The sequence below is a fragment of the Undibacterium sp. YM2 genome, from assembly GCF_009937975.1.
Taxonomy (GTDB): domain Bacteria; phylum Pseudomonadota; class Gammaproteobacteria; order Burkholderiales; family Burkholderiaceae_D; genus Undibacterium.
The window spans coordinates 1,439,155-1,455,735 of sequence record NZ_AP018441.1; the positions used below are offsets into that span (position 1 = coordinate 1,439,155).

The 16,581-nt window shown below is 51.6% G+C and carries 11 protein-coding genes; 5 read left to right on the forward strand and 6 right to left on the reverse strand.

The annotated features are described in order from the left end of the window. Positions 1-41 precede the first annotated feature (41 nt). Entirely contained in the window at positions 42-554 is a 513-nt protein-coding gene (locus tag UNDYM_RS06435) for an Lrp/AsnC family transcriptional regulator (protein WP_162040309.1), read from the forward strand. Positions 555-796: 242 nt separating this feature from the next. Here UNDYM_RS06435 and UNDYM_RS06440 read toward each other — a convergent pair whose 3' ends face one another. From UNDYM_RS06440 to folD, 6 genes are all read right to left on the reverse strand, one after another. Next, positions 797-2,101 (reverse strand): D-amino acid dehydrogenase, encoded by a 1,305-nt coding sequence (locus tag UNDYM_RS06440; RefSeq protein ID WP_162040310.1) that lies wholly within the window; start codon positions 2,099-2,101, stop codon positions 797-799. Between the two features lie 164 nt (positions 2,102-2,265). Then, a complete protein-coding gene (locus UNDYM_RS06445) occupies positions 2,266-2,667 on the reverse strand; it encodes a hypothetical protein (protein ID WP_162040311.1) in 402 nt (133 codons plus the stop codon). Position 2,668: 1 nt separating this feature from the next. Next, positions 2,669-3,088 carry a DNA polymerase III subunit chi gene (locus tag UNDYM_RS06450; protein ID WP_162040312.1) on the reverse strand — a complete coding sequence of 140 codons (420 nt, stop codon included), beginning with the start codon at positions 3,086-3,088 and terminating at the stop codon, positions 2,669-2,671. 6 nt (positions 3,089-3,094) lie between these two features. Then, positions 3,095-3,700 carry a glutaredoxin family protein gene (locus UNDYM_RS06455; protein WP_162040313.1) on the reverse strand — a complete coding sequence of 202 codons (606 nt, stop codon included), beginning with the start codon at positions 3,698-3,700 and terminating at the stop codon, positions 3,095-3,097. Between the two features lie 17 nt (positions 3,701-3,717). Continuing rightward, positions 3,718-5,781, reverse strand: coding sequence for a M3 family metallopeptidase (locus UNDYM_RS06460; RefSeq protein WP_162040314.1), 2,064 nt, complete (start codon positions 5,779-5,781; stop codon positions 3,718-3,720). Position 5,782: 1 nt separating this feature from the next. Then, a complete protein-coding gene (gene folD / locus UNDYM_RS06465; protein ID WP_162040315.1) occupies positions 5,783-6,628 on the reverse strand; it encodes a bifunctional methylenetetrahydrofolate dehydrogenase/methenyltetrahydrofolate cyclohydrolase FolD in 846 nt (281 codons plus the stop codon). A gap of 377 nt (positions 6,629-7,005) precedes the next feature. Here folD and UNDYM_RS06470 point away from each other — a divergent pair, with 377 nt between their 5' ends. From UNDYM_RS06470 to lpdA, 4 genes are all read left to right on the forward strand, one after another. After that, positions 7,006-9,795 carry a TonB-dependent receptor gene (locus tag UNDYM_RS06470; protein WP_232063766.1) on the forward strand — a complete coding sequence of 930 codons (2,790 nt, stop codon included), beginning with the start codon at positions 7,006-7,008 and terminating at the stop codon, positions 9,793-9,795. Between the two features lie 404 nt (positions 9,796-10,199). Beyond that, entirely contained in the window at positions 10,200-12,896 is a 2,697-nt protein-coding gene (gene aceE / locus UNDYM_RS06475) for a pyruvate dehydrogenase (acetyl-transferring), homodimeric type (RefSeq protein ID WP_162040316.1), read from the forward strand. A gap of 123 nt (positions 12,897-13,019) precedes the next feature. Continuing rightward, positions 13,020-14,354 (forward strand): dihydrolipoyllysine-residue acetyltransferase, encoded by a 1,335-nt coding sequence (gene aceF, locus UNDYM_RS06480; RefSeq protein ID WP_304941427.1) that lies wholly within the window; start codon positions 13,020-13,022, stop codon positions 14,352-14,354. A 14-nt stretch (positions 14,355-14,368) separates the two neighbouring features. Beyond that, positions 14,369-16,477, forward strand: a complete 2,109-nt coding sequence (lpdA, locus tag UNDYM_RS06485) for a dihydrolipoyl dehydrogenase (RefSeq protein ID WP_162040318.1) — start codon at positions 14,369-14,371, stop codon at positions 16,475-16,477. Positions 16,478-16,581 lie beyond the last annotated feature (104 nt).

The following is a 16,581-nucleotide window of genomic DNA, read 5'->3' on the forward strand; positions in this document are numbered from 1 at the left end:
GCTATTTTGTGTGGTTTTTTCTCCAAACTGACGTTTTTTATATGCCCCAATATCGCACCCTTGACAAGCTTGATCGCAAGCTTTTGAACCTCCTCCAAAAAGACAACCAAACCCCGACCAGGGTACTGGCCGACAAGCTGCATATCTCCCAACCCACCTGCCTGCGCCGCATACGGGAACTGCGGGAAGCAGGCGTCATCAGCGCTGAAGTAGCGATGGTCGATAGCTTCGCTCTTGGTTATGGCATGCTGGCTTTTCTGGAGGTATCGCTGATCAACCAGTCGGATGAATTCATGCGGGAGTTTGAGACACGCATGAACAAGGAAGCCGAGGTCATGCAATGTTATTTTGTGTCTGGGGAGTATGACTATTTCCTGGTGGTTCATGTGATAGACATGGACGCCTATTACCAATTTGTGCGGCGCGCCATTTCCGGCTCTGGCAATGTCCGACATTTCCATTCCCGTTTCCCCATGAAGCGTGCCAAATTTACGACACGTATTGCCTTTGACGAAAAAGCTGAAGAGTTACCTGTGCGTATTAAAGGCAAGTAAAGTCAGATAAAACAACATAAAGCTAAATGATTCAGCCTGTTTTGAAGTAAACGCCGGGATCTTGTGTTTGGATGACAAAAAGAACGCAAGTTGTTGCAGATAGAGATTCCATCTGGCAACTTGCGTGAGGGGAAACTTGTTTTTGTACGCCCGCTTTAGCGGGCGTTTAGCTTGCAGGGCAGGGCTATGCCTGGGCGCATCCTGTCTGTATCAGAGCAGTTTTTAGATAAAGCTTGCTTGCCTCAGGCGGGTAGCAGTAAGGTTTTGCCTGTCTTGTGTTCCATGCCAGTGAACGCAAAATCCACGTCTGGCTGCACGCCCGAGACTATGTCGGCAATCGCACGGCCAGAACCTGCGCCCATGGTCCAGCCCAGCGTACCGTGGCCGGTATTGAGGTAAAGATTGCTGATGCGGGACTTGCCTATATACGGAACATTCGAAGGCGTCAGTGGCCGCAAACCTGTCCAGTAAACCGGATTATCGTAATCGCAGGCGTCCGGGAACAGTTCCCGCGTGCGCCTGGTAATAGCGTCGCAACGGGCAGTATTGAGTTCCCTGCCATAGCCATTGATCTCGCAGGTGCCTGCAACACGCAGGCGGTTGCCCAGGCGCGACACCACCAGTTTATAGCCATCATCTGTCAGAGAAATAACGGGTGCCTGCTCAGGATTGGTAATTTGATAAGTGGCCGAGTAGCCTTTGCCCGGATAAATCATCAGAGAGATACCCAAAGGTTTTAACAGGGTTTGTGAGTGGCTGCCCATGGCAACCACAAAAGCGTCAGCATGCAAAGTCTTGTGACGCCCGGCTGCATCGATGATCTCCACGCCAGTAATTTTGGCGCCGGCACCAGTGCCCTCAGATAACAAGCGTGTGACCGTCGTATTGAACTGAAATTGCACGCCTGCTGCTGCGGCCTTGTCAGCCAGACCTGTAGTGAATTGATAGACGTCGCCTGACTCATCGGTTTCGGTGTAATCGCCACCAACGATTTTATCGCGTATGCCTGCCAGCGCAGGTTCCCTGCGCACCACTTCGTCGGCATCGATAGAGTCGCGCGGGCAACCGAGGTCGCGCATGAGTTTTGCTGCTGGCAGGGAAATGTCGAACTCTTTTTGATCGGTGTAGAAGTGCAGTATGCCCTTGCTCAGGTTGTCATATTGTATGCCGGTTTCTTCACGCAGGCTGCGCAAAGTCAGGCGGCTGTATTCAGATATTGCAACAATCTGACGGATGTTTTCTGCCGTGCGGCCAGGTGTGCATTCACGCAAAAAGTGCAGGCCCCACAACCATTGCAGCCATTCTGCACGCGGGCGGAACAAGAGTGGAGCATCTTCTTTGCCCAGCCATTTCAAGACCTTCATCGGCGCCGATGGATTAGCCCAAGGTTCAGCATGGGAGACAGAAATCTGGCCGCCATTGGCAAAGCTGGTTTCTTGTGCGGCACCAGGCTGACGATCAATGACGGTGACCTCGTGGCCCTGCTTTTTTAAAAACCAGGCAGACGATGTGCCAACTATGCCGGAACCGAGAACGATGACTTTCATGGGGAATCTCCTGTGTTTCATCTGTGTTGCATCTTGTATGCGATGCAGGAGATTGTAGAAATACTTTGCTTTCTCAGGTAATCAGAAAGCTGGTTCAGATTTTTATTTTTAAACACGGATGGAGTCTTTGTGTTTAAAAATAAAAATATTATTAATTATTTTGATTATTTAGGTGACTTTGCCTTGGTGATTTCCTGGGTCACCGCGCGGGTGATGACTTCTTCCAGGGTTTTATGCAAGCCAGAGCGTATTTCTGTTGATAAATTGGCTACGGCAATCTGCAAAACATCGGCCAGGTTGTCCCTGATCCTGTGTTCGAGGACAAAATCAATGCGGGTCAGCACCTGGCGCAAGACGTTTTCACGCAGGCTTTGTTCCAATGCTTGCCAGTCTTCTTCTGTCTTACCCGGATAATGGTTGATAGCCGTTTCATGGGCAGGCTGTGCCGTGCCATCGACGCCTGCATTGTCAGTTGCTGCAACTGTTTTGGCGGGTGGCGTGAGAAGTTCTTCCGGCTTGATGACTTCAGTCAACACAGGAATGCTGGCGTCTATTTGATTATTCATTTTATTTCGCCACGGAGTGGGTAAGAGTATGACCTTGTTGCTGGTAGTGGCGATAGCGCTCACGCCCGGCCAGTTTGTCTGCATCATCGGCAGAGATGACTTCTATCATGCGCTGAAACTGAGTAAAGTTGGCAGGTGTGGCAGCGGTGAGGTTGATCAGCAATTCATGATGTGGGCATGCCGCATGCTCATCGTGGCTGAGCACGATGGGCGTCATGGCAGACAAGGGATCACTGAGCATCACATGCGGCAAAAAATCAGCTTCTGTCAGCGTCCACAAGGCCTCATTCAAGCGCTGCAACCAGGCGCGGTCATGGTGATACACCACCATCTTGCAATTGGCAGCGTGGGCCTTGCGTATCAGGCGGCAAGAGTAGTTCAGCTTGTCCGCCACATTGCTATGAAAATCGATGCGTGTCATGCGAACTCAAAATTTAAAGCCATCATCCGGCTTCTTGGGCTGGGGAGTAGCGGCTTGCCTTGCTGCATCTGGCGCTTTGGGGGCGGCTGGCGGCGGTGGCGGGGCGGCAGGTTCAGCCGCTGCGTAGCGGTAGTCCTTGGGCAGTTTGCTGGTGGCTGGATAACCAGCTTTGCTCAAGGCATCTTTCCATTCATCCATGCTATAGCCACGGAATTTGACATTCGAAATGACCAGCAAGGGCATTTGCAAGTCGCCACTGACTTGCTTCATTTTTTCCTGGTCTGCTGCCGTGTTAACGGTTTTTTCGTTAAATGGTATGCCCAGGCTTTTGAGCAGATTGCGGCCATCATTGCATGGTGAACAGCCATTGGCTGAGTACAGGGTGACTGGATTTTTTGCAACAACGATTGCCAGCTCCTGTGGCAGGTTACCGCCTTCCAGAGTATCGGGCAGTTTTTTCTTTTCTACTTTTTGATTGGCTGCTGGCGGTTGATCGCTATACGTGACTTTGCCGTCTGGCCCTACCGATTTATATAATTGTGCCTGCGCTGCCGTCGCCATAAAAATGCTGGAAAGCAAGCTGCAGATCAGGATCTTTTTATTGAATGTCATCATTTTCTCCTCAAGACTCAGGCACTCATGCCATTGTGACGTAACAAGGCATCGATGACCGGCTCGCGACCACGGAATGCCTTGAATGAAGCCAGGGCAGGGCGAGAACCGCCAGCTTCCAGGACTTCAGTTTGAAATTTTTCACCGACAGCACGCGACAAGGTGCTGCCTGCTTGCCCCGCATGTTCCTCAAAGGCGGCATAGGCATCAGCCGATAAAACCTCTGCCCACTTGTAACTATAATAACCTGCTGCATATCCACCAGAAAAAATATGGCTGAAAGAATGCTGGAAGCGATTGAATTCTGGCGGCTGCATGACTGCCACCTGGGCACGCACTTCCCTGACGATGTCTTGCACGCTTTGACTACCATTCGGCTCAAAGGCATCATGCAGGCGCATATCAAACAGGGAGAACTCAACCTGGCGCAGGGTTTGCAAACCAGACTGGAAGTTTTTGGCCGCAATCATCTTGTCATACAATGAGCGTGGCAATGCCGCACCAGTATCCACATGAGAAGTCATGTGCTTCAGCACATCCCATTCCCAGCAAAAATTCTCCATGAATTGCGAGGGCAATTCCACTGCATCCCACTCGACACCAGAAATGCCGGAGACAGACAGATCATCGACCTTGGTCAGCAAATGATGCAAGCCATGGCCAAATTCATGGAACAGGGTAATCACTTCATCATGGCTGAACAGGGCAGGTTTTGCCACGCCATTCATGGTGACAGGGGCACTGAAATTACAGGTCAAATAAGCGACCGGTGTTTGCACGCCATCTGCCGTCAATCTGCGGCCACGTGCGTCGTCCATCCAGGCACCACCACGTTTGCCATTGCGGGCATACAGGTCAAGATAAAACTGACCTATCAGCGCGCCATTTTTTTCCAGCCGGTAAAACTTCACATCCTTGTGCCAGACAGTTGCCTCATCTGGTTTGATATCGACTGCAAACAGGGTCTGGATGACGCGGAACAAGCCATCAACAACCTTATGTTCCGGGAAGTATTCTTTGACTTCCTGTTCAGAAAAGGCATAGCGTTGCTGGCGCAGTTTTTCGGATGCATAGGCAGTATCCCAGGCTTGCATGTCGCTGATGCCCAGTTCGTCTGCTGCAAAGGCGCGCAATTCTGCCAGGTCTTTTTCTGCATAAGGGCGGGCGCGTCTTGCCAGGTCTTCCAGGAACTGGCTGACTTGTGCCGGTGACTCAGCCATTTTGCTGACCAGTGATACTTCGGCGAAATTCTGGTAACCCAGCAGCAGCGCTTCTTCTTTGCGCAGGCGCAGCAGTTCGGCCATGATGTCGCTATTATCCCATTCTGCCTTGCTGCCAAGTTCAGAAGCCTTGGTCGCGTTTGCGCGGTAAATGGTTTCGCGGATATGTCGGTTTTCTGCGTATTGTAATAACGGGAAATACGAAGGAAAGTGCAGGGTGAATTTGTAGCCGGTCTTGCTATCGGCTTCTGCCGCTGATTTGGCAGCCTGCAAGACATCTTCTGGCAAGCCTTTGAGCTCGGCCACATCTTCGATGAACAGGCCATAGTCATTGGTTGCATCCAGCAGGTTTTCAGAAAATTTGGTCGACAGGGCAGCCTGCTTTTCCTGTATCTCTGCATAGCGCAGCTTCTTGTCCTCGGCCAGTTCTGCACCACTCAACTGGAAGTCGCGGATCGCATTCTGGATAATGGTTTTCCTGGCTTGTGGCAGGCTGGCAAATTCAGGTGCTTGTTGCAAGGCTTTGTAGCCAGCAAACAGGGCGAGATTTTGCCCCAGTTCTGTCCAGAACTCAGTAATGGCTGGCTGGTTTTCGTTGTAGGCGGCGCGCATTTCTGGCGTATCGACAACCGCATTCAAATGACCGACTATCCCCCAGGCGCGTCCCAGTTTTTCTGTGGCGTTTTCCAGTGGCTCTACAAACCTGTTCCAGGTGACCGGGCCAGTGTTTTTTTCAAGTTCTGCAATCACTGCACGGTTTTCTTCCAACAGGGCAGCAATGGCAGGGCTCACATGCTCAGCCCGGATGTCAGAAAAACGCGGTAAATCGCTAAAGTCGAGCAGGGGATTGTCTTGGGTCATATTAAATTCTTTCAGCGGCTTCTATGGTGTTGACCAGCAGCATGGTGATCGTCATGGGACCGACGCCGCCTGGTACTGGCGTAATATAACCCGCGACTTCTGTGCTTGGCAGATAATCAACGTCACCGCAGAGTTTGCCTTCATCGTCGCGGTTCATGCCTACGTCGATGACAACTGCGCCAGGCTTGATCATGTCTGCCGTGACAATATTGCGCTTGCCGGTAGCAACTACCAGAATGTCGGCATTGCGCGTGTGCGCTGCCAGGTCACGGGTCTTGGAATTACAGATGGTGACAGTAGCGCCAGCTTGCAAGAGCAACATGGCCTGAGGCTTGCCCACGATATTCGAGGCGCCTACCACGACCGCGTTGGCACCGCGCACAGGATAATCTATCGATTCCAGCATCTTCATGACGCCATAAGGCGTGCAGGGGCGGAACAGCGGTTGACCCGTCATCAGCAGACCGGCGTTGCTGATATGGAAACCATCGACGTCTTTTTCTGCCGCAATCGCTTCGATGACCTTGTTGGCATTGATGTGGGCAGGCAGGGGCAGTTGCACCAGGATGCCATTGATCTTTGGATCATTGTTCAGGCGGGCAATGTGCTCAAGCAATGCTTCTTCGGTCAAATTTGCATCATATTTTTCCAAAACCGAATAAAAACCGCAGTCTTCACAAGCCTTGACCTTGTTGCGCACATACACCTGCGATGCCGGATTCTCACCAACGAGGATGACAGCCAGGCCAGGCTGCTTTCCAGCAGCAGTCAGTTTGGCGGCACGTTGTGTTACATCGGCACGGATTTGTTGGGAGAGCTGGGTTCCACTGATGATTTGGGCGGTCATATTATGCTTCGTTAGTGATAGGGGTAAAACAAGATTATAAGGGATGGCGACGCAGCTAACATGTCTGCTGGTCATGAGTCTGTTTTTGAGCCGGTTTCCACCGATTTAACATTGTTTTTCATAGTAGTAAAATTATGTAATTAATAATTAAATTTTGTCTTTGAATTACCTTTATGTAAGTCTTTTATTTCATTTGGTTATGGAATTGTATCGCTTTGTTGTTTTCTGTCCGCATTCTCTGCGTATTGATTGACTTCAAAATTCAAGAATGGCTTCATACATATTGTGAAAATTAATTTTCAAAATATTTTTCATCGTGGCTGATTGCTTGGCTTCGCCGCGATGTAACACCAGAAACAAACCCCTAGGAGAGAGATATGCTGAAGGAAAAGGTAATTTCAAGGTCGCTGCGCGTGATGTTTTCTGGCGGCTTGATGATGACAGCCGGCATGCTGGTACAACCTGCATTTGCGCAAGAAGAAGGCAAGATACAGCGCGTAGAAGTGACAGGTACCAGTATCAAACGTGCTGAAGCTGAAACAGCATCACCGATACAAATCATCAGCCGTGCAGATATCGACAAGTCTGGTAAGACTACCGTTGCCGAATACCTGCAAACCCTGACTTCCGATGGCGCCGGTTCTTTGCCAACCAGCTTCGGTAATGGTTTTGCTGCCGGTTCTACAGCCATCTCTCTGCGTGGCCTGGGTGCCACTTCCACACTGGTATTGCTGAATGGCCGCCGCATGGCGCAGTTTGGCCGTGCTGATGATGGTCAAAAAGCATTTACAGATATCTCCACTATTCCTATGGAAGTGGTTGAGCGTATCGAGATCCTGAAAGATGGCGCTTCTTCCATCTACGGTGCTGATGCGATTGCCGGCGTTGTCAATATCATCCTCAAAAAGAACTATGAAGGCATCACTGTCAGCGCGACTGCCGGTACTTCAGGTTCCCGCGACGCCAACCAGATTAAAGGCTCTATCACTGCCGGTTTTGGTAACCTGGACAAAGATAAATACAACATCATCCTCAATGCCGAGGCTTACAAATCCAATGAGTTGATGAACAGCCAGCGCTATGACCGCGACTGGATAGGTACTGGCGACTGGCGTCGCTGGGGTTACCCTATGGTGACTGTGGGCTCTTTCACTTCCGGCTATATCGCCGGCAATAACAGCGCGCAACCAAATCCTGCCGGTTCCTTGCGCGATCCAAAATCATTGAACTATGTTTCCCTGCCAGGCTGCTCAAGCTTGTCGACAACCAAAGTGCAAGATCCAGGCGGTGGCTGTCTGTGGTACGCGGATCAGTTCCGTACCATGCTGCCACAAATCGACGGTGTGAACCTGTTTGCCCGTGGCACCTGGCAGTTGAATGATGATTTGCAAGCCTATGCTGAATTTGGTTATTCCCAGCGCAAGGCTGCGTTCACAGTAACGCCACCTTCTACATCTGCCAACGTGTTCTTCCCTTCAAATCCTACTAATTTGAACGGTAACATCAACTACGGCAACACCATTCTGATGTCGGCTTCACATCCGCAAAATCCGTATGGCGCTGATGTCCGTTTGCGTTATTCCATGTTTGACGTCGGCGCGAACCGCCGTATTGCTGACAACTCCTTCTACCGCGCCGTTGCAGGTTTGAAAGGTACGATGGCTGGTTGGGATTTTGATACTGCTATTTTGCATTCTGAATCCAAACTGCACCTGGATTACACCAATACCATCAACATGGCAGTATTGAAGTCTGCTCTGGGCGATCCCAAGAGCCCATACTTCCCATACTACATAGGTACTCAGGCCAGCAAAAACAACCCGGCCTTGTATGCAGCCATGGTCAAGACAGCGACTATCGATGCACCTACCAAAATGGACATCATCGACTTCAAGGCTTCCCGTGAACTGGTGGCTTTGCCTGGCGGTATGATGGGTCTGGCGGTTGGTGCAGAATACCGCCGTGAATCCTATGACATGCCTTCCCTGGACGGTAGCAAAGATGGTTCCATCAATGCCAGCTATGTAGCTGCAAAAGGTGACGAAACAGTATCAGCGATCTATGCAGAATTGCTGGCTCCGGTCATCAAGTCTCTGGAATTGTCCGGTGCTCTGCGTTACGACAAATATTCTCACTTCTCTTCCGTGACACCAAAAGTTGGTGCCAAGTGGACACCAGTGAAGACATTTGCCCTGCGTGGTACTTATTCTGAAGGCTTCCGCGCACCAAGTGCTCCTGAATCCGGTACAGAAAGCTTCAGTGCAGGTACAGCATCTGTGCGCGATCCGGTACGCTGCCCTAACGGTACACCATTGCCAGGTGCACAGGCTTCTGATTGTGCTGCGACTTTCACCGGCTTCAAAGTTGGTAACCCTAACCTGCAACCAGAAAAATCCAAAGGTTATACCTTGGGTATGGTCTGGGATCCATTGCCAGATACCAGCTTCGCGATTGACGCTTGGAAGATTCGCCGCAACAACGAAATCAACTCCATGTCCTTCCAGCAAGCAGCGGCCTTGCCGGGCGTATTGCGTCAGGATAACAACCTGACCATCAATGGCGTGGTGACACCAGGTACAGGTACCATCATCGGTGGCGCAGCTCCTTATGCCAACTCCAGCTACACTGAAGTTAAGGGCGTGGATCTGAACGCAAGACAGCGTTTCAACCTCGGCGAATACGGCAAACTGACTGCTGATGTCAACTGGACACACGTTAATTCCTGGTTGCGTGTCGATGGTACAGTGCAGCATCAATATGCCGGTACTCATGGTAACTGCGATACATCCAACTGCGCAGGTACGCCAAAAGACAAAGTCAACTTTGTACTGGGTTGGGACAGAGGTCCATTGAACATCACTGGCGTGGTCAGCTATCGTGGTTCCATGAAAAATATCCCTGAAGAGGGCCAGCCTTGCGCCAACAAGTTTGCTGACGGCACTGAAGCGCCAGCAGGTTGTACACTGGCTTCCTTCACGACTCTGGATGTGTCTTTCCGCTACAAGGCAATGAAAAACCTGGAAGTCTTCGGTTCCATCGCCAACCTGTTTGACAAGGTTGCTCCACTGGATCCTCTAACTTACGGTGCTATGGGCTTCAACCCTATGGACGGCAGCGGCGCAATTGGCCGTTACTTCAAAGTTGGCCTGAAATATCAATTCAAATAATAAGTAGTTACGCCGTTTAAGGCGATTGAGAGGGCGATGATTTATTCATCGCCCTTTTTTATTTAAATCAAAAAAAGAGAAAGTGCCATGCATATTTGTCGCAAGATTAATAAAAAAATTAAGATTGATAAGCAATATCCATGCTAGTTTGTTTTTGACTGAATTTTGCACTGCACACTAAGCGCGATTAGCCGTTTTTTGCAGAAGCCTTGTAGAGAATGTAAGGAAGTTTTTAGCTTTAATTGTTGCGCTGCGGCGCAAATTTCACATTATGAAATCATATATCGCTATTTGAAAAATTAAAAAGTCCTGTTAAAATACTTGCGAGAACAAAAAACTAGCCGTAATTTGTCGATTCGCCCCGCGCGTTTCACCCTAACGCGCACCAACAGGAGACCCCTTCTATGTCACCCCAGATAGACCAGGTGCTGGCCCAGGCCGCCAATGATCCCGATGTAGTTGAAACAAATGAGTGGCTGGATGCGCTTGAAGCAGTCATAGAGGCCGAAGGCCCTGAACGTGCGCATTACCTGATGGAGCGCATGGTTGACCTGGCGCGCCGTCGTGGTGCCCATATCCCGTTTTCAAGCAATACTGCTTACGTGAATACCATTCCGGCTGACCAGGGCGAACATTGCCCGGGTAACCTGGAAATTGAAGAGCGCCTGCGCTCTTATATGCGCTGGAACGCGATGGCGATGGTGGTCAAGGCTAACCGCGTTGATGGCGACCTCGGTGGCCACTTGTCCAGCTTTGCTTCGCTGGCGAATATGCTGGGCATAGGTTTCAACCATTTCTGGCATGCCCCGACGGAAGACCACGGTGGTGATCTGCTGTACATCCAGGGCCATTCTTCCCCCGGTATCTATGCGCGCGCTTTCCTCGAAGGCCGTCTGACTGAAGACCAGTTACTGCATTTCCGCCGTGAAGTCGATGGCAAGGGGCTGTCTTCTTACCCGCATCCAAAACTGATGCCAGACTTCTGGCAATTCCCTACCGTATCCATGGGTCTGGGCCCTTTGATGGCGATTTACCAGGCACGCTTCCTGAAGTATTTGCACGCTCGCGGTATTGCAGACACAGAGAAACGTAAAGTATGGGCATTCTGTGGTGACGGTGAGATGGATGAACCAGAATCCATGGGCGCAATTGGCATGGCTGGTCGTGAACAATTGGACAATCTGGTGATTGTCGTCAACTGTAATCTGCAACGTCTGGACGGCCCGGTACGTGGCAATGGCAAGATCATCCAGGAACTGGAATCTGATTTCCGTGGTGCTGGCTGGAATGTCGTCAAAGTCATCTGGGGCAGCGGCTGGGATGAGTTGCTGGCGAAAGACAAAGACGGCATCCTGCAAAAAGTCATGATGGAAACCGTTGATGGCGAATACCAGAACTACAAAGCCAAGGATGGTGCCTATGTACGCAGCCACTTCTTTGGCAAGCATCCAAAATTGCTGGAAATGGTCAGCAAAATGTCGGACGACGACATCTGGCGCTTGACCCGTGGTGGTCATGACCCACACAAGATTTATGCAGCATTCAAAGTCGCCCAGGAAAACAAGGGCCAGCCTACCGTCATCCTGGCGAAGAGCATCAAGGGCTTTGGCTTTGGCAAATCCGGCGAAGCACGCAACACTGCGCACAATACCAAGAAGCTCGACGATGAAGCCATCAAGGCCATGCGTGACCGCTTCCAGTTGCCGATTGCTGACTCTGAATTGCCAGCAATCCCATTCTTCAAACCGGCTGACGACACGCCAGAAATGCAATACCTGCATGCGCGCCGCAAAGAGCTTGGTGGTTATTTGCCACAACGCCGTCAAAAAGCCGACGAAGCTTTGGTTGTGCCAGAACTGACAGCCTTCCAGGCCATGCTGGAACCAACGGCAGAAGGTCGTGAAATTTCCACGACAGCCGCTTATGTCCGTATCCTGACTGCTTTGCTGCGCGACGCCAGCCTGGGTCCACGCGTGGTACCTATCATGGTTGACGAATCCCGTACCTTTGGTATGGAAGGCCTGTTCCGCCAGATCGGTATTTTCAGCCAGGTCGGTCAGTTGTATGAGCCTGTCGATAAAGACCAGGTCATGTACTATCGCGAAGACAAGGCTGGTCAGATTTTGCAAGAGGGTATCAATGAAGCCGGTGGTATGAGTTCATGGATCGCTGCGGCGACTTCCTACTCGACCAATAACCGCGTCATGATCCCGTTCTATACCTATTACTCGATGTTCGGTCTGCAGCGTATCGGCGATCTGGCCTGGGCTGCTGGCGATATGCGCGCACGCGGCTTCCTGCTCGGCGGTACAGCAGGTCGCACGACGCTGAATGGTGAAGGCTTGCAGCATGAAGATGGTCACAGCCATGTCCTGGCATCGACCATCCCTAACTGTATTCCTTACGACCCGACCTTTGCACATGAAGTGGCAGTCATTATGCATGATGGCCTGCGTCGCATGGTGACTGATCAGGAAGATGTGTTCTACTACATCACCCTGATGAATGAAAACTATAGCCACCCAGGTTTGAAAGCCGGTCAGGAAGAGGGCATCATCAAGGGGCTGTACCAGCTGCAAAAATCCGAGCAGACTACCAAGCATCGCGTACAACTGATGGGCTCAGGCACTATCTTGCGTGAAGTGATTGCCGGTGCTGAGTTGCTGCAAAACGACTGGGGTATTGCTGCCGACGTCTGGTCTGCGCCATCCTTCACTTTGCTGGCCCGTGACGGCCAGGATGCTGACCGCTGGAACATGCTGCACCCGACTGCAGAGCCACGCGTGCCTTACATCGCCCAATGCCTGAAAGACACAACCGGCCCTATCGTAGTGGCAACTGACTATATGCGCACTTTTGCTGAGCAGGTACGTGCCTTCATACCGAAAAACCGCAGCTATAAAGTACTGGGTACAGACGGTTTTGGCCGCTCTGATTCTCGTGCCAAACTGCGTGAATTCTTTGAGGTTAACCGTTACTTCGTGGTCGTTGCTGCGTTGAAGACACTGGCTGATGAAGGTGCCTTGTCTGCATCCGTGGTGGCGCAGGCAATTGCCAAATACGGTATCGATGCAGATAAACCTAATCCGGTTACTGTGTAATTTTACGTCTGACACCCACTAACATTTCCTGTCTCTCTCATTTTCAGGGAGAGACAGGATGAGCGTGAAGACAGGGTAAAACCTGGCTTCACCCCAACCGCCCTGTGACAGCGCAGGGCGACAATGGAGAAAACTATGAGTAGCGTAGAAGTCAAAGTACCGGATATTGGTGATTTCAAGGAAGTTGAAGTCATTGAGCTGATGGTCAAAGTCGGCGACACCATCAAGGTTGATCAGTCACTGATCACCGTAGAATCAGATAAAGCCAGTATGGAAATCCCTTCCAGCCATGCCGGTGTGGTCACAGAAATTAAAGTCAAGGTCGGCGACAAGGTTGCTGAAGGTTCTTTGCTGGTCGTGGTTGACGCTGCGGCAAGTGCAACTGCACCAGCAGCGGCACCCGCACCTGCGGCTGCGCCGGCAGCAGCTCCCGCGCCAGTAGCAGCAACACCAGCACCAGCGGCTCCAGCACCTGCTGCCGCTCCTGTAGCTGTTACAGCAGCACCGGTAGCAACTGCCAGCGCAGGCAAAGCGCATGCCTCACCATCGATACGCAAGTTTGCACGTGAGCTTGGTGTAGATCTGAGCCGCGTTGCCGGTTCCGGTCAAAAAGGCCGTATTACGCAAGAAGACGTACAAAACTTCGTCAAGGGCATCATGGCAGGCAGCACAGCTGTTGCTGCGGTTTCTGCTCCGGCAAAAAATGGCAGTGGCGTTGGCCTCGATGTATTGCCATGGCCATCGCTGGATTTCAGCAAGTTTGGCGCGACCACGACATCGCCTTTGTCACGCATCAAAAAACTCAGTGGTCCGAACCTGCACCGCAACTGGGTCATGATCCCGCATGTCACGCAATTTGATGAAGCCGATATCAGCGACCTCGAAGAATTCCGTAAATCCTCGAACGAAGCCCTGGTCAAATCCGGCGTCAAGTTGACGATGCTGGCCTTCGTTATCAAAGCCAGTGTTGCTGCGCTTAAAAAATTCCCGGCATTTAATTCTTCGCTTGATGCGACCGGCGAAAACCTGATCCTCAAGCAGTATTACAACGTCGGCTTTGCTGCTGATACACCTAATGGCCTGGTCGTGCCTGTCGTTAAAAACGCAGACCAGAAAACCTTGTCGCAAATCGCGGTCGAAATGGGTGAGTTGTCTGCCCAGGCACGCGATGGCAAGTTGAAACCTGCTGACATGCAGGGCGCAACCTTCACCATATCTTCACTTGGTGGCATCGGTGGCACGGCATTTACGCCTATCATCAATGCACCTGAAGTGGCGATCCTGGGCTTGTCCAAATCCAGTATCAAGCCAGTCTGGGATGGCAAGCAATTCCAGCCACGCCTGATGTTGCCGCTGTCACTGTCATATGACCACCGCGTCATTGATGGTGCCATGGCTGCCAAGTTCACCGCTTATCTGGCTGATGTCCTGGCTGATCTGCGTAAAACCCTGCTGTGAACGGAGACCAGACTATGAGCACTATCGAAGTCAAAGTACCCGATATCGGTGATTTCAAGGAAGTTGAAGTCATAGAATTGCTGGTCAAGGTGGGTGACACCATCAAGGTCGATCAATCGCTGGTGACTGTCGAATCTGACAAGGCCAGCATGGAAATTCCATCCAGCCATGCTGGTGTCATCAAGGAATTGAAAGTCAAACTCGGTGACAAGATTGCTGAAGGCAGTCTGTTGCTGGTCATAGAAGCTGAAGGTGCTGCGGCAAGTGCAGCGCCCGCGGCTGCTCCGGCAGTTGCGGCCGCTCCTGCGCCAGCATCAGCACCCGCCGCTGCGCCTGCTCCTGTAGTTGCAGCACCTGCCGGGCCTGTCGGCATCGTCGAAGTCAAGGTACCTGATATTGGTGACTTCAAGGAAGTTGAAGTCATCGAAGTCATGGTCAAGGTTGGCGACAGCATCAAGGTAGACCAGTCGCTGATCACCGTCGAATCGGACAAGGCCAGTATGGAGATTCCATCCAGCCATGCCGGTACAGTAAAAGAAATCAAGGTTAAGGTCGGTGACAAGGTTGCTGAAGGCAGTTTGCTGTTGCTGGTCGAAGCTGCAGGCCAGGCAGCGTCTGCTCCTGTTGCCACTGCTCCGGTCGCCGCGACTGCTGCACCAGCAGCCCCTGCGCCAGTTGCGTCCGGTTACGCCGGCAAGGTCGATGTTGAATGCGACATGATGGTATTGGGCGCGGGCCCTGGCGGTTATTCTGCTGCTTTCCGTTCTGCCGATCTGGGCATGAATACTGTGCTGGTTGAGCGTTATTCCACGCTCGGTGGCGTCTGCCTGAATGTCGGTTGCATCCCATCCAAGGCACTGCTACACGTGGCTGCGGTGATTGATGAAACTGCATCCATGGCAGCACATGGCGTGACCTTTGCCAAGCCAGAAATCGATATCGACAAACTGCGCGGCTACAAGGAAAGCGTCATCAAGAAAATGACGACTGGCCTGAATGGTATGGCGAAAGCCCGCAAGGTCAATGTTGTACAGGGTGTAGGCCAGTTCCTCAGTCCTCATCATATCGAAGTCACTGCCGCCGATGGCAGCAAGAAAACCGTACAGTTCAAGCAGGCGATTATTGCCGCTGGTTCTTCGGTCGTGAACCTGCCTTTCGTACCGGCTGACCCACGCATTGTCGATAGTACAGGCGCGCTGGAATTACGCCAGATACCCAAACGCATGCTGGTCATCGGTGGCGGCATCATCGGCCTGGAAATGGCGACCGTGTATTCCACTTTGGGTTCACGCATTGATGTCGTAGAAATGCTGGATGGCCTGATGCAGGGCGCAGACCGTGACATGGTCAAGGTCTGGCAAAAATTCAATGAAAAACGTTTTGACAACATCATGTTGAAAACCAAGACGGTTGCCGTTGAAGCCCTGCCTGAAGGTATCAAGGTCACGTTCGAAGCCGCCGAGGCGGGTGGAACTGCACCTGCACCACAAGTCTATGATCTGGTACTGGTGGCAGTAGGCCGCAGCCCCAATGGCAAGAAGATTGCTGCTGACAAGGCAGGCGTTGCCGTGACTGACCGTGGCTTCATCAATGTCGATAAACAAATGCGCACCAATGTGCCGCATATTTTTGCGATTGGTGACCTGGTTGGCCAACCCATGCTGGCACACAAGGCTGTGCATGAAGCCCATGTAGCAGCCGAAGCCGCATCCGGTGAAAAAGCCTACTTCGATGCCAGCGTGATTCCATCCGTTGCCTACACTGACCCTGAAGTCGCATGGGTAGGTATGACTGAAGACGAAGCCAAGGCCAAAGGCGTCAAGCTGGAAAAAGGTCATTTCCCTTGGGCTGCGTCTGGCCGTGCAGTGGCCAATGGCCGTGACGAAGGCTTCACCAAGTTGCTGTTCGATGCTGAAACCAAGCGCATCGTCGGTGGCGGCATCGTCGGTACGCATGCTGGCGACATGATAGGTGAGATCGCCCTGGCGATAGAGATGGGAGCTGATGCAGTCGATATAGGCAAGACCATCCATCCTCATCCTACCCTGGGTGAATCGATAGGCATGGCGGCTGAAGTGTATAAAGGCGTCTGTACTGACTTGCCACCGCAGCGCAAGAAATAGGTGAAATTGCTGTAAAGATAGCCCTGATGCATAAAAAGCATCAGGGCTTTTTTGTCTCCATCGCCAGTGAGGTCTGGTTTTCTGAACTTGTTCTCTAAACAGTA